Raw genomic sequence first — 18997 nt, forward strand, 5'->3', positions numbered from 1 at the left:
TATCGGCATACGTATAAACACCTAAGCGGGCGGGGCGGCGTCGTCAAATGAACTCGGGGCGATCAACGAGAACGCCACCCGGATTGTTTTTCTCCATGGTCGGCCGGCGCAACGGTAACGGCATGGCGCCGCAAGCACGGCGCACGCTTCTTGCTGTCACGCTCCGAATCGCGCGAACGACAAGGAGAAGACGATGCCAGCAGCAGCGACGAGCGGAGCCCGCCGCGCCGATGCGCGGATCGACCGCGCGCGTCGATCGACGCATCGCAGCATGAAGACGCGCACGCCCCGCGCGGCACCTCCGGACGCGGACGTGTCCGCCGCCCCGCTGCGCCACGTCGACGACCGGCGCCCCGGCTACACGCGCCGGCGGCTGCGCAACGGCTTCGCGTACTACGCGCCGGACGGCACGCGGATCCGCGACGCCGACGAGATCGCCCGCATCAACGCGCTCGCGATTCCGCCCGCTTACACCGACGTGTGGATCTGCACGGACCCGCGCGGCCATTTGCAGGCGACGGGGCGCGACGCGCGCGGACGCAAGCAGTATCGTTATCACCCGCAGTGGCGCGCGACACGCGACGCGAACAAGTACGCACGGATGGCTGAATTCGCCCGCGCGCTGCCGCGCATCCGCGCACGCGTCGCGCGCGATCTCGCGCTGCCCGGCATGCCGCGCGCGAAGATCGTCGCGACGGTCGTCCGGCTGCTCGACACGACGCTCGCGCGGATCGGCAACGCCGAGTATGCGCGCGAGAACGCGTCGTACGGGCTGACGACGCTGCGCAAGCGCCACGTGACGATCGGTCCGGGCCAGGTGCGGCTGCGCTTCACGGGCAAGAGCGGGATCGAGCACGACGTGACGGTCGACGACCCGCGCGTCGGCCGTATCGTGCGCCGTTGCGCGGAGCTGCCGGGACACGAGCTGTTCCAATATCTGGACGAAGACGGCACGCGCCATTCGGTCGGCTCGTGCGACGTGAACGACTATCTGCGCGACGCAGCGGGCGCGGCGTTCACGGCCAAGGATTACCGGACGTGGGCAGGCAGCGTGCAGGCGCTCGCGTTGCTGCGGCGCGTCCCGCAGCAGGACGTCGCGCACGCCAGCAAGCAGATCGTCGAAACGGTGCGCACCGTCGCCGAGGTCTTGCGCAACACGCCGGCCGTGTGCCGGCGCTGCTACATTCATCCGGTGGTGCTCGATACGTTCGAGGCCGGGATGCTCGCGGCGCTGCAGGTGCGCCGCACGCCGAGGGGGCTGCGCGTCGACGAAGCGGCGTTCGCGGCGCTGCTCGAGCAGGCGGCGCGGCAAGCGGTCAAGCGGTCGAACAAGTGAGGCTCACCGACATGCCGCCCGCTGCCGCTCAGCTCGCGATCGAATTCGCAATACTGCGAAAGATCAGCGGCCGCTCGTCCTCGCGCCCTGCCCGCCGCGCGAACTGCACGACTTGTTCGACCCGGCCGTGATGTTCGGACTTCGCGCAGACCGGATCGGCCTGCGCCGGATCGCCGGCCAGCATGTACGCCTGGCAGCGGCACCCGCCGTGATCCGTGTGACGCTCGTCGCAGGTGCGGCACGGATCGCGCATCCACCCGTCGCCGCGAAACGCGTTGAATGCGTCGCTGTCGTACCAGATCTCCTGCAGCGACCGGTCGCGCACGTTCGGCAGCGCGAGGCCCGGCAAGCCGCGCGCGGCATGGCACGGCAGCGCGGTGCCGTCCGGCGCGACGCCGAGGAACACCGAGCCCCAGCCGTTCATGCAGGCCTTCGGCCGCTGCTCGAAGTAGTCGGGCACGACGAACAGGATCTTGCACCGTTCGCCGACGAGCTTCCGGTAGCGGTTGACCGTTTCCTCCGCTTCGCGCAGCTGTTCGGCGGTCGGCATCAGCTGGTCGCGATTCAGCATCGCCCAGCCGTAATACTGCGTGTTGGCAAGCTCGAGAAAATCCGCGCCGAGGTCGAGCGCCATCTCGATGATCTGGCCGACGTGCGGCAGGTTGTACCGGTGCAGCACGCAGTTCAGCACCATCGGATAGCCATGCGACTTGATCAGCCGCCCGACGCCGCGCTTGAGGTCGAAGGTGCGCGTGCTGGTCAGGAAGTCGTTCAGCTCGCGCGTCGAATCCTGCAGCGACAACTGGACATGATCGAGGCCGGCCGCCTTGAGCCGGCCGATGCGCGTGGCATTCAGGCCCACGCCCGACGTGATCAGGTTGGTATAGAAACCCAGCGACCGCGCATGCTCGACCAGCACCTCCAGATCGTCGCGCTGCAGCGGTTCGCCGCCGGAAAAGCCGATCTGCGCGGCGCCGAGCGCGCGCGCGTCGCTGATCACCGTGCGCCACGCGTCGGTGTCGAGCTCCGCGCCGTGCGTCGCGAAGTCGACGGGGTTGTAGCAGAACGCGCAGTGCAGCGGACAGCGGTACGTGAGCTCGGCGAGCAGCCACAGCGGCGCGCTCGGGCGGTTCGGAGGCGGTGTCATGTCCATGTCAGTCGAGCCAGCCGCGCAGTCGCGCATGATCGAGGAAGCGATAGACGTCCGACGCGAGGTCCGACGTGCTGAACAGCCGCTCGAGCTCGTCGATGATGTCGTCGAGCTCGCGCTTGCCGTCGCAGCGCGCGAGGATCTCGCCCGCGCTCGGGTTGAGCCGGACCATTCCTTCCGGATACAGGAGCACGTACGCATCCTGGGCCGCCTCCCACTGCAGACGGTACATGCCCCTCAGCGAGGGGCGCAGCGGCACGCCGCTGACGGCTTCGTTGGAGTTCATGCGGGGTACGCCTTTTCAATCGCATCGAGAATCGACCACAGCACATCCAGCTTGAACGACAGGATGTCGAGCGCGCGCCGTTGCGCGTCCGGTGTCGTGAAATGGCTCAGCGTCACCGCGAGCCCGTGTTCGACGTCGCGCTGCGCGAGCGGCACGCGGCTGCGGAAATACTGCAGCCCGTCCGCCTCGATCCACGGATAGTGGGACGGCCAGCCCGCGAGCCGGTCGAGGTGGATCTGCGGCGCGAACATCTCGGTCAGCGACGAGCACACGGCCTCCTGCCATGGTGCGTGCCGCGCGAAATTGACGTAGGCGTCGACCGCGAACCGCACGCCGGGCAGCACGTGCGCGAGCGACCACAGCTCCGAGCGCTCGATGCCGACCGCCTCGCCGAGCCGCGCCCAGGCCTCGATCCCGCCTTCCTGACCGCCGTGACCGTCGTGGTCGAGAATCCGCTCGACCCACAGCCGGCGCGTGTCGCGGTCCGGACAATTGGACAGGATCGCCGCGTCCTTCAGCGGAATGCTGACCTGATAGTAGAAGCGGTTCGCGACCCAGCCGCGGATCTGCGCCGGCGAGCACGCGCCGGTGTTCAAGCGCCGGTTGAACGGATGATGGATGTGGTAGCGCGATTCGAGCGCGCGCAGGCGCGCCTCGAACTCCTGCGCACTCCAGGGCGTCGCGTGCAGCGCCGCGGCGGGAATCGGTGCGTTCATGGTCAGACCTCGAATTGCATGCCGTCGTGGGCGACCTCGATGCCGTGCTCGCGCAACTGCGCGCGCTGCGCGGAACCTGGGTCGAGAATCGGATTCGTGTTGTTGATGTGCGTGAGGACCTTGCGCGTGTGCGCCGGCAACTGCCGCAGCTGCTCGATCATCCCCGGCCGCGCCGCGTCGCCGCACTGCGCGAGATGCCCCATGTCGGCCGCGTGCTTCGACGACAGGCCGAGGTCGATCATCTCGGTGCCGGTCCAGAAGGTGCCGTCCACCAGCACGAGATCGGCGTCGCGCATCGCGGCGCGCGCGCCGTCGTCGACGTCGGCGAGCCCCGGCGCGTAGAACGCGTGCCGGCCGGTCGCCGTATCTTCGATCAGGAGTGCGATGTTGTCGCCCGGCACGCTCGCCTCGCGGCGCGGCGAATACGGCGGCGGCTTGCTGTCGACCGGCACGGCGGTGAAGCGAAGGCCGCCGGCGCCCGCGATCGCGAACGGCTGGCCCGGCGCGATCGGGTGGACGTCGACCCCGCAGTAGTGGCCGAGCAGCGGCACGAGCGGCAGCCCGGTCGACAGGTCGTCGAGCACCGGTGCGCTCGCGTACAGCGGCAGCGGCGACGTGCGTTCGCGCAGCATCAGCAGGCCCGTCACGTGATCGATCTGCGCGTCGCACAGCACGACGGCGACGATCGCGCTGTCGCGGATCGCGCGGGCGGGCTGCAGGTCGGGGGCCGCGCGCAGTTGCGCGAGGATGTCCGGCGACGCGTTCACCAGCACCCAGTCGCTGCCGTCGCCGCTGACGGCGATCGACGATTGCGTGCGCGGCACGATGCCGTCGGTGCCGGCCCGCGCGCGACGGCAGTTGCCGCAGTTGCAGTTCCATTGCGGCAGTCCGCCGCCGGCGCCCGAGCCGAGTATCTTGATCTTCATCTGCGTGTGCTCCGGGTGCCGCCCGCATCGTGTCCGTCGATGCGGGCGGCACTGCGCGCGTCGATCAGCGGTTGGCGATGTACATCGTGATTTCGAAACCGAAACGCAGGTCGGTATAAGCCGGGGTGGTCCACTGCATGATGTGTCTCCTTGTTGAGTTGGTGAGTCGAACAAACCGCATCGATCGAGCGGCCGATACCCATTCAGCAAGGAGCGTGCCGGGGCCGGATTTGCGTCGCGCGGCGGTGTGCGCAGGCGTGCGGCCACCGCCGGGTGGTCACGGCACCGGAATCCTTACGATTGACCGACATAAATATTTCAGAATCCGTCGAGCGACGGTTCACGATGCGCGCGGCCTGGTGAGCAAGTGTTGAATCCTTGAACACCGGGTGTTGCAACCTGACACACCGGTGTGACAGTCGCGGCTTCCGTCAGGGTTCGTCAGGGTTCGTCCGGCTCCAGCGCATCCGGCCCGGCGGCCGGCATCTTGCGGTAGATCGTGTTGCGCGACACGCCGAGCGCGCGTGCGGCGGCGGACACGTTGCCGCCATGACGCGCAAGCGCGGCCGCGATCGCGGATGCGGCCACGTCCTGCAACCGCGCATCACCGGCCGTGGTCGCGTTCGCGAACGCTGGCGCTTCCGCTGCGAGCGCTGGCGGCGCAGCGGCGCCCTGCGCCGCCGCGCCGCCGTCGCGCCGCACGTCGTCGAAGAAGTCGTCCGGCAAATGCTCGCAGCGGATCTCGCAGTCGTCGTCGACCATCGCGGCCGCGGTGCGCAGCAGGTTCGCGAGCTGCCGGAAGTTGCCCGGCCACGCGCAACGCTCGAACAGCGCCATCACGTCGGGCGCGACGCTCAACGGTCGGCGTCCGGGCCCCGACAGCGTCTCCCGCTGCAGCATCTTCTGGACGACCACCGCGAGGTCCGTGCGGTCGCGCAGCGGCGGCAGCCGTACGACGAGGCCGTTGAGCCGGTAGTACAGGTCCTCGCGGAAGCGGTTCTGCGCGATCATCTCGCGCAGGTCGCGGTGGGTCGCGCAGATGATCGCGATGTCGACGCCGATCGCCTTCGTCGAGCCGAGCGGGTTGACGATGCGCTCCTGCAGCACGCGCAGCAGCCGCACCTGCAGCGGATACGGCATGTCGCCGATTTCGTCGAGAAACAGCGTGCCGCCGTTGGCCTGCAGCAGCTTGCCGGTCGCGCCCTTGCGGCGGGCGCCGGTAAACGCGCCCTCCTCATAGCCGAACAGTTCGGATTCGATCAGCGTCTCCGGAATCGACGCGCAGTTGACGGCGACGAACGGCCCGTCGCGGCGCGGCGAGTCGTTGTGGATCGCCTGCGCGAGCAGTTCCTTGCCGGTGCCGGTTTCGCCGGTGATCAGCACCGGAATGTCCTTGCCGATCACCTTGCGGACCTTCGCGATCACCGCCGCGACCTGCGGATCGCCGGTGTCGAGATAGCTGAGGCGCGACAGGCTCGCCGCGCCCTGCGCGGCAGGCGGCCGCGCGGCGGGGGCGGCGCCGTCGTGCACCTCGGCGGGCCGGCTGCCCTCGGCCCGCAACGCGCGCCGGAACTGCACGCGCGCACAGACCACCGCGCCGTTGCCGAGGTTCAGCGACACGTGCGGCTCGGTGCTCGCGCGCATCCGGTCGATCAGTTGCGCGCTCGTCACGTCGAACAGCGACGCGAGCGTATGCGCGCGCAGCGCGGCGAGCGGCATCCCGAGCTGGAACTGCGCGCTGCGGTTGGCCGACAGGAAGCGGCCGTCCGCGGTGAACGCGACGATCCCTTCCATCAGCGTGCCGAGGAATTCGGGGCGGCCGTGGAACGACACCTGCAGCGTTTCCTGGAAGGTCGTCGTGAACAGGTGGTTCTCGATCATCTGCACCGACATCTTCGCGAGCGCCATCGTGTGCTGGTGATAGCTGCGGTGGTCGCCCGTCACGTCGAGCACGCCGATCGCGTCGCCGTACGGATCGAGAATCGGCACGCTCGAGCAGGTCAGGAAATGGTTCGCGGCCAGGAAGTGCTGGTCGCCGTGCACGACCATCGGACACAGCTCCGCGAGCGCGGTGCCGATCGCGTTGGTGCCCTGCCGGTTCTCGGCCCAGTTCGCGCCGGGGCGCAGCGCGACCCGCTCCGCGCGCCGCAGGAAGTCATCGTCGCCGATCGAATGCAGGATCAGCCCTTCCGCATCGGTCAGCACGATCATGCTCTGCGTGTTGACGATCTGCTCGTGCAGCGTCTCCATCACGGGCATCGCATGCACGCACAGCACGCGGTTCTGCTCGCGCTTGAGCGCCAGCGCGGCGCCGGACAGCAGGTCGTAGTCGGGACGTGCCGACGCCTGCAGGCCGAACGTCTCGGACCGCTCATGGGACTTCTGGATCGTCGGCGTCGGCCAGCCGGGCGCATGCGTGGCCCGTGCGTTGGCCGTCGGATGAACGTCATCGCGCATTGTCTCCTCCGGGGATCCTTCCGGTCGCTGCCGGACTGTTTGCGCTTGATGCAAGCAAACATCGGGCCACGATGGGATGCGCGCACGATCTGGTTTCGTTGCATCGCCGCGCCGACCGAAATTGAAAGGGAAATGAAATGACGGCACTGGCTTGCCGTCGATGCGGCGTCCCGAGCGCGTGATCGACGTGATAACGTGAAACGCACGCGTGCCGCCACCCGGACGAATCCCTATCTTCATCGCCGGCGCGAATCTGGCTTCATACGGGTCGGGCGTGGCCGCATCGCGCGATTGCCTTTCCCGCTCCGTCTCCCTCTACGCCCGGCCGACATGTCGCAATCACGCAGCCACCGCTCCGCCTTCCCCGTGCGCCGCCTGTCCCGCGATGCATGCACGATCGCGTGGACCGAGGCCGGCAACCCGCGCGGCGCTCCGGTCGTCGTGCTGCACGGCGGGCCCGGCAGCGGCAGCCGGCCGGCCGTGCTGCGCCTGTTCGACCTGACGCGCACACGCGTCGTGCTGGTCGACCAGCGCGGCGCGGGTGCATCGACGCCGCGCGGCGGCCTGCGTCACAACGACACGATGCGACTGATCGGCGATCTCGACGCGCTGCGCGCGCGGCTCGGCATCGCACGCTGGGGCGTCGTCGGCGGGTCGTGGGGCGCGGCGCTCGCGCTCGCCTACGCGGGACGGCATCCGTCGCGCGTCACCGGCGTCGTGCTGCGCGGGTTGTTCCTCACGTCGTCGCGCGAAGTGCGCGGCCTGTTCGTCGGTGCACGCGCACGCGCGCCGCGGGCCTGGCAGCGCCTGACGGCCGCCGCCGGCACCGCGCGCGCCGATCGCCTGATCGCCTGCTGCGCGCGGCGTCTCCAGCCGGGCGCCGACGCGGCGCGGCAGCGCGCGGTCGCGCTCGCATGGAACGCGTATGAAGACGCGATCCTGTCCGGGCGGCCGGCGCGCGGCGCGCGGCCGGCGCAAGCCGCGATCGACCGGCTGATCGACAAGTACCGGATCCAGGCGCACTACCTGCAACGCCATTGCTGGCTCGGCGAACGCCGCTTGCTGGCGCTCGCCCGGCAAGCCGCGCAAGCCGGCGTGCCGATACATGCCGTGCACGGCACGCGCGACCGCGTGTGCCCGGTCGACAACGTCGATCGACTCGCGCGCGCGGTGCCGGCCGCCATCGTCGAGCGTGTGCCGGCCGGGCATCTCGCGAGCGATGCTGCGCTCGCGCGTGGCATCGCCCGCGCGGTACGCAAGATGCTCGACGTCGCGGCGGCAGACGCACCACAACATGCCGAGCCGCCCGTTCAGTCCCACGCATAGCGCGCGCCGACCCATGCGCCGCGCGGCGCGCCCGGCCCGACGAACTGTTCGTTGACGGCATTGAGCCCGTCGAACGAATGGTCCGGACCATTGAAGACGTTCCGGCCGAGCATCCCGAAGCTCGCATAGCGCTTGTCGAGCAGGTTGGTCACCGACGCGAACAGCTGCAGCTGCTTCGTGACCTGCCAGGTCGTGTCGAGGTCGATGAGGAAATAGCCGGGCACCTTGCCATTTTCGTCCTGGTTGTTCTCGTCGCCGCGCGCGAACACGCCGCTGCGATACGTGATGCGGGTGCCCACGGTCCACTTCGGCGTCGCCGCATAGTCGAGCCGCAGCTTCACGGTGCTCGACGGAATCCCCGGAATGCGGTCGCCGGAGCGGACGACGATGTTGCCGCGCGCATCGGCGCTCGAATTGCTCGCGCTGCTTTCGGTCCACGTCGAGCGGTAGCTGGCGTCGACATAGCTGTAGCTGACGCCGATGCCGAGCGGCCCGAGCTGCGTATGGCCCGCGAGTTCGAAGCCTTGCCGGCGCGTCTTGCCGACGTTCTGGAAATAACCGAGCGTGCTCGCGCCGCCGTTGCTGCTGATGAACTGGATGTCGTCGTCGAGCGTCGTGCGGTAGACGGCCGCGCTCCATGTCGTCGCCTGGCCCACCCGGCCGCGCGCGCCCAGCTCGATCGTCTTCGCGATCACGGGCTTCAGTGCCGGATCGGCGAGAAAGTCGTTCGGCAACGAGCACGGCGCGGCCGGATCGGCGCACGCGAGCTCGATCGCGGTCGGCGAGCGCATTCCTTCGTTGTACGTCGCATACGCGGTGAAGCCCGGCGCCGGATTCCACGTGACGCCGACGGCCGGATTGAACCGCGCGAACGTATGGCGCGCGGTCAGCAGCGGCTGCAGGCCGCTCACGTCCTCGATCGCCGCGCGCGACACGTTGTAGCGCCCGGCCAGTGTCAGCGACCATTGCCGCGTCAGCGCGAGCGTGTCGTCGAAGTAGACGCCGTAGTTCGCGTTGCGCGTCTTCGCGCGCGTCGTCTGCGTGAAGTCGCCGATGCCGACCGTCGCGCGCGTCGCCGTGAACATCGCATCCTGCGACGATTGCTCGAACCCCGAGTTCGCGAGATCGGCGGATGCGCCCGCCACGAACTGGTTGTCCATGCCGGCGAGCTTGCCGAGCAGCGTCAGCTGCAGGTTCGCGCCGTAGCTGTCGGTCGCGATCACCGAGCGCGCGTTGGTCGCCTGCACGGTGTCGGTGGCGCCGCTGCCGTCGACGCTGCCGAAATCGTCGTTCACGTTGCTGCTGATGTTGGTGTTGCGATAGTGCCGGTAATAGACGTTGCCGCTCAGCTGCACGCGGTCGCCGAACGAATGGTCGCCCGCCACGGTGACGTATGCGGCGCTGTTGCGGTTCAGGTCGGGATAGGTGTAGGCCTGCGCGCGATTGTCGAGAAACGTGCGCGGAATCGTCTGCGAGCCTTGCAGCGCGTTGTCCGCGCCGCCGGCCGAGATCGACAGCGTCGTATCGGCGTCCGTGTAGCGCAGCTTGCCGAAGCCCTGCCGCACGCGGCTCGCGTTGTGATCGGCCCAGCCGTTGTCGTTCGCGACGTTGCCCGTCACGTAATAGTCGAGGTGGCTGCCGATGCGTCCGCCCTGCTCGATCTGCGCGGTCTTGCGTCCCCACGAGCCGATCGATACCTGCGCGGCGCCGCCCGGGCTCGTCCTGCCGTTCTTCGTCGTGATCGCGAGCGCGCCGCCGAGCGTGTTGAGGCCGTAGGTCGGATTGGAACCGGGGATCAGCTGCATCGTGTCGATCGCCGCTTGCGGGATCAGGTCCCAGTTCACGACGTCGCCGAACGGCTCGTTGACACGCACGCCGTCGACGAACACCGACAGCCCCTGCGGCGTGCCGACGACCGGCGACGCGGTGAAGCCGCGGTAGTTCACGTCCGTCTGGTACGGATTGCCCTGTGCCTCGTTGATGTCGACGCTCGAGACGTTCTTCTCGAAGTAGTCGGTCAACACGCTGTCGTGCTGGCGCGCGAGGTCCTCGCCGCGAATCGTCTGCACGTTGGCCGGCACGCGCGAGAGCGGCGTGCCGATCCCGAGCAGCGGCGTCGTGCCGACGACGACGATCGGCGCGAGCGTCGGCGCATCGGCGTTGCCGGCCGGTTCGACCTGCGCCGACGCGGGCGCGAGCCAGCCGCCGAGCATGCCGCCGAAGCACAGCGTCACGCCCGCGCGCCGTGCGGCGAAGCGGCGCTTCGCCCCATCGGTTTCCTTCATGTCCACGTCTCCTCTTTTCTTGTCGTCGCGTCGTTATATCGTTGTCCGTATCGATAGGTCGGCGGCCATCTCCGCCGCCCCCGTTCGCTCATGGCGCCGGCCCGGCAGCGCCGTCCGCCGTCGCGATCGCGACATGCGCGACACGCGCGCGTCCGATCGACGCGATGACGCCGGCCACGGTGCCGAACGGCTCGTTGCGGTCCGCGTGCAGGCTCACGCTCGTCTGCGGGTCGTGCGCGACGCGGCGTGTCAGCACGGCTTCGACCTCGGCCGGCGCGGCCGGCGTGCCGTCGATCCGGATCGCGCCGTGCGCGTCGACGGTCACGGTGACGGTCGACGCACGCGGGTCGCGCGCGGGCGCGGCTGCCTTCGGCAGGTCGACGCGGATCGCATGCGTCATCAGCGGCGCCGCGACCATGAAGATCACCAGCAACACGAGGACGACGTCCACGAGCGGCGTCACGTTGATCTCGCCGAGCGGTTCGCCCGCGTCGGCTTCGCGCTCGTCCGTCCTCATACGGCCGCCCGGCGCACGCCCGCATTGCTTGCCGCCGGCAGCGCGGCATGCACCGGCGCGTCGATCCGGAAGCGGCGCTGTTCGGCCAGCGCGATCAGGTCCTGCCCGAACTCGTCGAGCCCGGCCGTCACGGTCTTGAGCTGCCGCAGGAACAGGTTGTAAGCCAGCACCGCCGGAATCGCGACGCCGATCCCGATCCCGGTCGCGACCAGCGCCTGGCCGATCGGCCCCGCGATCGCATCGATGCCGTTCGTGGCCGACGCCGTCATCGACTGCAACGTGTGGACGATGCCGAACACAGTGCCGAACAGCCCGACGAATGGCGCGACATTCGCAATCGACGCGAGCACGGTGAGCCCGCGCTCGAGCGGCCGCCGTTCGCGCCGGATCGCGCGCGCGAGCGTGCGTTCGAGCAGGTCGCGGCGGTCCCACGCAACCAATGTGGCCGGGGCGTGCGGCTCGGGTGCGTCGAGATCGCGCAATGCGGCGCACACGGCGCGCTGCAGGCGCGCGTTGGAGCTGGCGGCCGCCTCGTCGTCCGTCGGCATCGACAGTGCCGTGCGATCGCCGCGGCCCGCGGCAAAGCGGCGGTTGCCGAGCACGACGCGCGCATGCAGCAGTGCCTTGACGACGATCAGCGTCCAGGTGAGCGCCGACAGCACCGCGAGGAGCGCAAACGCGCCGACGACCGCGTAGTGGATGTAGTCAGACATGAAGGACTCCCTAGTTTCCGAGTTTGAACACGACCGGCACCCTGACCCAGCCGTCGATCGATTCCGTGCCGCGTTTCGCCGGCACGAAGCGCCAGTCCGTGACCGCCGCGACGGCCGCCTCGTCGAGCGCGTCGTGTCCGCTGCTCGCCGACAGCAGGACCTGGTCGGGCCGGCCGCTCGCGACCACATGCATGTTCAGGAACGCGGTGCCTTCCCAGCCGCGCCGCTGCGCGGCGTCCGGATAGTCGGGCGCAGGATTGCGCAGGTAGGCCGCCGCGAAGCGCGGTGCGGTGACGGGTTCGGGCGCGGTTGCCGATGGTGCGGCGGGCGCCGCGTGCGCAGGCACCGTCGCGGTATCGGCCGATGCGTGTGCGGCGGCCGGCGACGCCGGTTCCGGTACCGCCCCGGCTCGCTGCAATTCGCCGTCCGGCCGCGCCACGGCGGTTGCGGCTGGGGGCTGGCGCGAAGGACTTGTGCGATCGACCCGACGCGGCACCGTCGGGTTCGGCCGAATCTCCCGAGGCATGACCGTTTCGCGGCGCGCATGCGAAGGCCCGTGCACGGGAGGAACCGGTGTTGCGCGATCCGTACGGCGCTGCTCGCCCGGTTCGGCCACCCGCGCGGATTCGCTCGCGTCCACCTCGACGGCGAGCGCACGGGCTAGCGTCGGGCGGGCAGCTGGCACCCATGCATGCCACAGCGCGACCGTGATGGCCGCGTGGACGGCGAATACCGCCAGCGCGACCGTGTGCAGCGGTTCGCGTGCGCGCACGGCCTGCGACATCGCGATCGTCGCCGCATCCGCGCCGACGGGCGCGATGCCGTATGCGAGCGCGACCACGCGGCGGCGCTCGGACCTGCGATTGGCATCGAACGGCATCGGGACAGGCATGGCGGTTTCTCGCTGCGCGGAATCGTTGCCGGTGCGAACGGCAAGAAGCATGCCGATGCCCGCATCGCCCGCCTGGCGCCGGTCGAAGCCGCCACGCGTCGATCCGCAACCGCCGACCTGTTGCAGTTCGTGCCACCGCTGTTGCACCTGTGTCAATTTGGATCAACGGTACGGCGCTCGCGCAGTCGTATGCGTGAGCGCCGTTCGGATCGAGCGCGCCGCCGCGGGCGCGCGGTCCGTTGCATGCGTGCGTCGCACCGGGTAACGGCGCGCCATCGACTCACACAGTCGACGACGATCGCCGTCCCTGCGCCGCACCGTCATCCATTCAGGCATGCCCTCGCGCATGACCGCCGCGATTGGCCGTGCGCCACGTATCGCATGCGCGCGGCTCCCGTCCGCTCACGGCGTTGTCATGTTTCGCAACACTCGGCCCGCGGCTGTCCCCGAACGCAACACCCGCGGATCACCCGCGCCGCGCCGCCCGCGTCGCCGCAACGCGCGCAATCGGCCGCTGCGCCTTGCCCGGCAAGGCGCGCGCCGCAGTGGCATGCGATTTGCATGACTGGCTGCGCACTGGACCCGGATCCCCACCCTGCCGGCCCGGCCATGTGTTGGCCGCGGTGCGACCACAATGACTCAGGAGACAACCATGAAAAAACTCTCGGCTTCGACGAGCCGACTGGCAACGATCGGCATCGCGGCGGCTGCCGCGATCGCCTTGAATCCCGGCCTGGTGGACGCTGCCGCGGATTATCCGGCCGTCACGTACCAGCGGCTCACGGATGCACAACGCGATCCGGGCTGGCTCACCTACTACCGCACGTACAGCGGCCAGGCGCATTCGCCGCTCAAGCAGATCGACGCGTCGAACGTGAAGCAGCTCACGCAGGCGTGGAGCTACAAGTTTCCGGCCGAGCTGAAGCAGGGTTTCGAGGCCACGCCGATCGTCAACGGCCGCTACCTGTTCGTGACCACGCCGAAGGACAACGTGTACGCGTTCGACGCGGCCACCGGCGCGCAGCTGTGGAAATACGAACCGAAGCTCGGCGCGGAATCGTTCAAGACGGCCTGCTGCGACGTCGTGAACCGCGGCGTCGCGCTGTACGGCAAGAACGTCTACGTCGCGATGCTGAGCGGCGAGGTGGCCGCGCTCGACGCGCAGACCGGCGCGCTCGTGTGGAAGAAGCAGATGTTCGAACCGGGGCTCGGCTACGCGTTCTCGCTCGCCCCGCTCGCGCTCGACGGCGCGATCGTGGTCGGCAGCTCGGGCGGCGAATACGGCGCACGCGGCTTCATCGCGGCGCTCAGCCCGAACGACGGCACGCTGCTGTGGAAGCGCTTCACGATCCCCGGCCAGGGCGAGAAGCACGCCGATACCTGGCCCGACGGCATGCAGGCGCACGGCGGCGCACCGGCCTGGCTGACCGGCACCTACGACGCGGCGACGCGCACGCTGTACTGGGGCGTCGGCAACCCGGGGCCGTGGCTCGCGGACCTGCGGCCGGGCGACAACCTGTACTCCGATTCGCTGCTCGCGCTGGATCCGAAGAACGGCGACCTCAAGTGGCACTACCAGTACACCAAGCACGACACCTGGGACTACGACGGCGTCAACACACCGGTGCTCGCGACGATCAAGTACAAGGGCAAGGAACACGACGCGATCGTCCATGCCGACCGCAACGGCTACTTCCATGCGATCGACCGCGACACCGGCAAGCTGATCTATGCGGAGCCGTTCGTGAAGGCGACGTCGGTCACCGGCTACACGGAAGACGGCGCGCCGATCCAGGATCCCGCGAAGTATCCGAAGGTCGGCACGACGATCGACACGTGCCCGAGCTTCCTCGGCGGCAAGAACTGGTGGTCGATGTCGTACGACCCCGTGCGCCATCTCGCGATCGTCCCGGCGCTGCATGCGTGCATGAGCCTGTCGGGCAAGTCGGTCAACTACATGGAAGGGCTGCCGTATCTTGGCGAAGGCTTCGAGATCAAGCCGGAGCCCGGCAGCGAAGGCTACGGCGAACTCCAGGCGATCGACGTGAACACCGGCAAGAAGGTGTGGAGCCACTGGAGCAAGCTGCCGTGGAACGGCGGCGTCGCGACGACCGCGAGCGGCCTCGCGTTCAGCGGCTCGCTCGACGGCCACCTGTACGCGTTCGACGTGTCGACCGGCAAGGTGCTGTGGGAGAGCCCGAAGCTCGCGAGCGGGATCATCGCGCAGCCGTCCGTCTTCGAAGTCGACGGCAAGGAGTACGTAGCAGTTCTCGCCGGCTACGGCGGCGCCAATCCGATCTGGGGCGGCCCGATGGCCAAGGCGGCGGACGACGTGCCGCGCGGCGGCACGCTGTACGTGTTCGCCCTCGACCGCGGCTGATCGACGTCCGTTCAACCGCATCGCACCCGCGCCGCCGGCGCGGGTGCCGCCTCCCTTCTCCTTTTCAACCGAGCGTACGATCATGAACCTCCGACTTTCCCGCCTCGCCGTGGCCAGTGCGCTCGCGGCAGGCACGGCGCTGCCCCCGGTGCCGTCCACGGCCGCGACGGCGGTACGCGTCTGCTCGCTGCCCGGCACGCCGACGGCCGCGCTCGACAAGGCCGTCGCCCGCGAGGTGTTCCGCACGGCCGGCATCGTCGCCAGCTTCGCCGCACACGACGCGGGCGGCAGCGACGACGACGGCGTATCCGCGCACGAACTCGCCGGCATCCTCGAACGCGATTGCGACGTGCTCGCCGGCTTCCCGCGCTCGGCCATCGCCGACGCATCCGACACGAAGCTGCTGTTCTCGCAGGGCTACCTGCGCTCGGGCTACGTGAGCGTCACGCGCCGCGACGCCGTCACGCCGCCGACCGGCCGGGAAATCGTCGCGGCCACCTACGCGAGCCCCGCGCAACTGATCGCGGTTCAGCAGAAGAACGCGCGCTTCGATCTCGAGAACACGTCCGAGCAAACGGTCGACGCGGTCGCCCGCGGCCGCGCGCATCGCGCGATCGTCTGGTATCCGGCGGTCGTCGCGTACCAGGCCGCGCATCCGAAACAGGCGTTCCGCATCGGCGCGACCGCGTCGCCGTATGCGGAGTGGCAGCTCACGTTCGCGTTCGCGCCGCGCTCGGCCGCGTTGCAGCAGCGGATCGACGCGGCACTCACGCGGATGAAGGACAACGGCCGGCTGGCCGCGCTGACCCGCAAGTGGGCGCTGCCCGGCAGCGCGCTCGAAGCGCACGAGTCGAGCACGCCGTCGCGTTTCCTCGACGGCGCGACGGCGAGCGCAGGCCGCGCGCCCGGTAGCCTGCTGCGCGCGCGCAACGTGCCCACAGGCGGCTTCATCCGCGTCGCCGCGAGCACCGGCGACGCAGCGCCGACGTTCGACGCGGCCCAGGTCGCACACGGCAAGGAAATCTACGGCAATGCGTGCGCGAAGTGCCACGGCGCCGACCTCGAAGGCAACACCGCGCCCGCGCTGAGCGGCCCGTCGTTCGCGCCGCTGTCGCATTCGCACCTGACGATCGGCGGCGTGTTCGGCTACATGGCGACCAACATGCCGGCGGACCAGCCCGGCAAGCTGAAGGACGAAGACTACGCGGACCTGATGGCCTTCCTGCTCGCGTCGAACGGCTATGCCGCCGGCAAGAGCAAGTTGACGGCCGATAGCGCCCACGCATCGACCGCGCCGCTCATCGCCGGTCCCGCCGCGCACAAGGACGCGAGCCAGTAACACCGGGGCAAGCGGCTCCGCCACGCGATGCGGGCCGCGCCCTTCCCCACGATTTCATCTTCACCAGGAAACGACCGTGACGTACCCGACCTCCCGCAGAACCTTCATCATCCATACCATCGGCCTGTGCGCGACGCTCGCCGCCGCACGCACGGCACTCGCGGCGCCGCCGCTCGTCGACGAGAACGACGCCGCCGCGAAGACGCTCGGCTATCGCGCGCGTGCGTCCAGCGTCGACGCCGCGCAGTTCCCGAAATACCAGGCCGGCCAGCGCTGCGTGAACTGCCGCTTCTACAAGGGCGAAGCGGCGGATGCCGCCGGCACGTGTCCGATGTTCGGCGGCAAGCTGGTCGCGGCGGACGGCTGGTGCAACGTGTATGCGAAGCGCGCGTGACGCGTCGCGCGACGGGATGCCGGCGCGGCACGCACCGGCGCCCGCGGCCGGCATCGACGACGGCGCGCCGCCCCACGCCGGCGCACATCTGCACGCGCTGATCGCGACCGGCCTGTCGCGCGGCTTCGTCACGCGCGGCGACATCATCGACGCGCTGCCCGACGACGATGCGGGCGACGGCGGCATCGATGCGGCCGCCGCGGTGCTCGCCGAACTCGGCATCGCGGTGTGCGACAGCGCCGATACCGCGAGCGGCTGGACGCTCGACCGCTACTTCCGGCCCGCGCCGCCCGCGCGTGCATGGGCCGACGGCGCCGGCACGCTCGCCGCGGCCGACCTGCTCGCGCCGCGCACGACCGACCCGGTCCGGCTGTACCTGCGCGAGATGGGCACGACACCGCTCCTCACGCGCGACGAGGAATTCGCGTACGCGCAGCGCATCGAGCGCGGCCGCGCGGCGTCGGTCGCGGTGCTGTGCGGCGATCCCGATGCACTCGACGCGCTGGTGTCGATCCGCACCGAGATCGCCGAATGCCGGACCGCCGCATCGACCTACGTGATCTTTCTCGCCGACGGCCCGCGCGACGACCGCCCGGCGGACAGGGTCGATGCGGACGCTACGGCCGCTTCCACCGGCGAACCCGCACGCGACGACGAGACGCCGCCGGAGGATTCGGCCTGGCGCGACGCCGTCGTGGCACGGCTCGCCCGCATCGACGCGCTCGCCGGCGGCATGCGCGCGGCGCTGCTGTCGGGCGGCAGCGCTTCCGCCGCGTATCGCGCGCAAGTCCGCGACGTCGCGGCGCTGCTCGGCACGGTGAGCCTGTCCGCCCGCGCACTCGAACGGATGAGCGAACCGTTGCGCAAGCGCGCATGCCGGCAGCGCGCGCTGCGGGGCCGGCTGGCGCGGATGCTGGCCGACGTGGGCGTCCCGCCGTCGTTTGCGCGGTCGACCGACGACGACCACGCGGGCTGGCTCGCGTCGTGCATCGCCGCCCATCCGGCCTGCGGGCCGACGCTGACGCGGCGCGCGGCCGAGTTCGTCGACGCACGCGCCGCGATCGTGCGCGATGCCCCGGCGTCGGCGCTGCCGCCCGGCGCGACCGCGTCGCTCGATGCGCGGCTCGCCGCGATCGAGCGCGCGATGCAGCCGGCGAGGACCGGACTGTTCGACGCGAACCTCCGGCTCGTCGTGTCGATCGCGAAGCGCTATCCCGATCGCGGCCTGGCGTTCGCCGACCTGATCCAGGAAGGCAACATCGGCCTGTTGAAGGCGATCGAGCGCTACGACTACCGGCGCGGTTTCCGTTTCTCGACCTACGCGACCTGGTGGATCCGGCAGGCGATCACGCATGCGCTCGCCGACCTCGGCCGCACGATCCGCGTGCCGACGCATACGGTCGACGCGCTGAACAAGCTGACGCGGCTCGCGCGCGAGCATCGGCAACGCACGGGCACGGCCGCGACGCCGGCCGAACTGGCCGTCCACATGGGCGAGCCGGTCGACAAGGTGCGCGACCTGATGGCGATCGTGAAGGAGCCGGTGTCGGCGGATTTGCCGGTGTCGCCGGAAGGCGACATGACGTTCGCCGACGTCGCGCCGGACCTGTCGTCGCCGTCGCCCGAAGACGCGGCCGGCGCCGCCCAGTTGCGCCATACGATCGCCGCCGCGATCGACCGGCTGCCGCCGCGCGAGGCGACGGTCCTGCGGTTGCGCTACGGACTGCACGCGGACGAAGGCTGCTCGCTGCGCGACATCGGCCGCCAGTTGAACCTGTCCGCCGAACGCGTGCGGCAGATCGAGGCGTCGGCGCTCGCGCGGCTTCGCGCATCCGACGCGCTCGGCACGCTCCGGTCGTTCATCGCGTAGCGCGGCGTCCGGCCAGCGGCGTGCACGCCGCGTATCGTGTGCCGTGTTGACGCCTGCAACACCCGCTGCTGCATTTCGACGCAACGCGCAGGCCGGCAAGCGCACCGAGTGCCTGGTCTTTTTATGCTTTGCACTGCATATCGATCTACGTGAACCGCACTGCAACGCGCACGCACGCCGCTCCGGCCGAATACCCGTTCGATTGGCATGCAAGTTGCGTTTCAACAGTCAGGCCGCACACCAACGATTTCCACGGAGAACACCTTGACTGCCCTCGTATCGATCCTGCAGGAACACCGAATCTTCGAACCGTCGGCCGACGCGCGCGAGCGCGCCAACATCTCCGGCATGCCGGCCTACCGCGCGCTGGTCGCCGAAGCCGAGCAGGATTACGAAGGCTTCTGGGCGCG

The 18997-nt window shown here is 69.9% G+C and carries 16 protein-coding genes; 6 read left to right on the top strand and 10 right to left on the bottom strand.

The genetic code is table 11. The annotated features are described in order from the left end of the window. The first annotated feature begins 271 nt into the window (after positions 1 to 271). A complete protein-coding gene (locus tag DIE02_RS32070; protein ID WP_124523776.1) occupies positions 272 to 1336 on the top strand; it encodes a DNA topoisomerase IB in 1065 nt (354 codons plus the stop codon). A 28-nt stretch (positions 1337 to 1364) separates the two neighbouring features. Here the strand turns inward: DIE02_RS32070 and pqqE are convergent, their stop codons facing one another. From pqqE to DIE02_RS32100, 6 genes are all read right to left on the bottom strand, one after another. Then, the gene (gene pqqE, locus DIE02_RS32075) at positions 1365 to 2483 is read right to left on the bottom strand and encodes a pyrroloquinoline quinone biosynthesis protein PqqE (protein ID WP_124523763.1); all 1119 of its coding nucleotides are present in this window, start codon (positions 2481 to 2483) and stop codon (positions 1365 to 1367) included. A 7-nt stretch (positions 2484 to 2490) separates the two neighbouring features. Continuing rightward, entirely contained in the window at positions 2491 to 2772 is a 282-nt protein-coding gene (gene pqqD / locus DIE02_RS32080) for a pyrroloquinoline quinone biosynthesis peptide chaperone PqqD (RefSeq protein WP_124489108.1), read from the bottom strand. Continuing rightward, positions 2769 to 3488 (bottom strand): pyrroloquinoline-quinone synthase PqqC, encoded by a 720-nt coding sequence (pqqC, locus tag DIE02_RS32085; RefSeq protein WP_124523765.1) that lies wholly within the window; start codon positions 3486 to 3488, stop codon positions 2769 to 2771. Before pqqC ends, pqqD begins: the two co-directional genes overlap by 4 nt. Positions 3489 to 3490: 2 nt before the next feature. Next, complete coding sequence (gene pqqB / locus DIE02_RS32090) at positions 3491 to 4414, bottom strand: pyrroloquinoline quinone biosynthesis protein PqqB (RefSeq protein WP_124489110.1); 924 nt, start codon at positions 4412 to 4414, stop codon at positions 3491 to 3493. A 64-nt stretch (positions 4415 to 4478) separates the two neighbouring features. After that, a complete protein-coding gene (pqqA, locus tag DIE02_RS32095) occupies positions 4479 to 4553 on the bottom strand; it encodes a pyrroloquinoline quinone precursor peptide PqqA (protein WP_006410019.1) in 75 nt (24 codons plus the stop codon). Between the two features lie 302 nt (positions 4554 to 4855). Next, on the bottom strand, positions 4856 to 6871 hold the full coding sequence (locus tag DIE02_RS32100; RefSeq protein ID WP_124523766.1) for a sigma-54-dependent Fis family transcriptional regulator: 2016 nt from the start codon (positions 6869 to 6871) through the stop codon (positions 4856 to 4858). Between the two features lie 330 nt (positions 6872 to 7201). Here DIE02_RS32100 and DIE02_RS32105 point away from each other — a divergent pair, with 330 nt between their 5' ends. Further along, complete coding sequence (locus DIE02_RS32105; protein ID WP_124523768.1) at positions 7202 to 8197, top strand: alpha/beta fold hydrolase; 996 nt, start codon at positions 7202 to 7204, stop codon at positions 8195 to 8197. Here the strand turns inward: DIE02_RS32105 and DIE02_RS32110 are convergent. The 4 genes from DIE02_RS32110 to DIE02_RS36235 all read right to left on the bottom strand — a co-directional run bounded on the left by DIE02_RS32110 (position 8182) and on the right by DIE02_RS36235 (position 12604). Then, a complete protein-coding gene (locus tag DIE02_RS32110; RefSeq protein ID WP_124523770.1) occupies positions 8182 to 10482 on the bottom strand; it encodes a TonB-dependent receptor in 2301 nt (766 codons plus the stop codon). The genes DIE02_RS32105 and DIE02_RS32110 overlap by 16 nt on opposite strands. Before the next feature lie 88 nt (positions 10483 to 10570). After that, positions 10571 to 10999 carry a biopolymer transporter ExbD gene (locus tag DIE02_RS32115; protein ID WP_124489114.1) on the bottom strand — a complete coding sequence of 143 codons (429 nt, stop codon included), beginning with the start codon at positions 10997 to 10999 and terminating at the stop codon, positions 10571 to 10573. After that, positions 10996 to 11712, bottom strand: a complete 717-nt coding sequence (locus DIE02_RS32120; RefSeq protein ID WP_124523772.1) for a MotA/TolQ/ExbB proton channel family protein — start codon at positions 11710 to 11712, stop codon at positions 10996 to 10998. The genes DIE02_RS32115 and DIE02_RS32120 overlap by 4 nt, the downstream gene beginning before the upstream one ends. Before the next feature lie 10 nt (positions 11713 to 11722). Further along, positions 11723 to 12604: an energy transducer TonB gene (locus DIE02_RS36235; RefSeq protein WP_260441541.1), complete on the bottom strand. Its 882-nt coding sequence runs from the start codon at positions 12602 to 12604 to the stop codon at positions 11723 to 11725. 652 nt (positions 12605 to 13256) lie between these two features. Between DIE02_RS36235 and DIE02_RS32130 the strand changes: the two genes are divergently transcribed. The 4 genes from DIE02_RS32130 to DIE02_RS32145 all read left to right on the top strand — a co-directional run bounded on the left by DIE02_RS32130 (position 13257) and on the right by DIE02_RS32145 (position 18587). After that, a complete protein-coding gene (locus DIE02_RS32130; protein ID WP_044849070.1) occupies positions 13257 to 14984 on the top strand; it encodes a methanol/ethanol family PQQ-dependent dehydrogenase in 1728 nt (575 codons plus the stop codon). 82 nt (positions 14985 to 15066) lie between these two features. After that, on the top strand, positions 15067 to 16323 hold the full coding sequence (locus DIE02_RS32135) for a c-type cytochrome (protein WP_124530182.1): 1257 nt from the start codon (positions 15067 to 15069) through the stop codon (positions 16321 to 16323). A gap of 76 nt (positions 16324 to 16399) precedes the next feature. Continuing rightward, positions 16400 to 16717 carry a high-potential iron-sulfur protein gene (locus DIE02_RS32140; protein WP_124489117.1) on the top strand — a complete coding sequence of 106 codons (318 nt, stop codon included), beginning with the start codon at positions 16400 to 16402 and terminating at the stop codon, positions 16715 to 16717. A gap of 16 nt (positions 16718 to 16733) precedes the next feature. Next, positions 16734 to 18587 (top strand): sigma-70 family RNA polymerase sigma factor, encoded by a 1854-nt coding sequence (locus DIE02_RS32145; RefSeq protein ID WP_124530184.1) that lies wholly within the window; start codon positions 16734 to 16736, stop codon positions 18585 to 18587. Positions 18588 to 18997 lie beyond the last annotated feature (410 nt).

Origin of the sequence: Burkholderia sp. Bp8991 (assembly GCF_003853795.1) — a bacterium.
GTDB lineage: Bacteria > Pseudomonadota > Gammaproteobacteria > Burkholderiales > Burkholderiaceae > Burkholderia.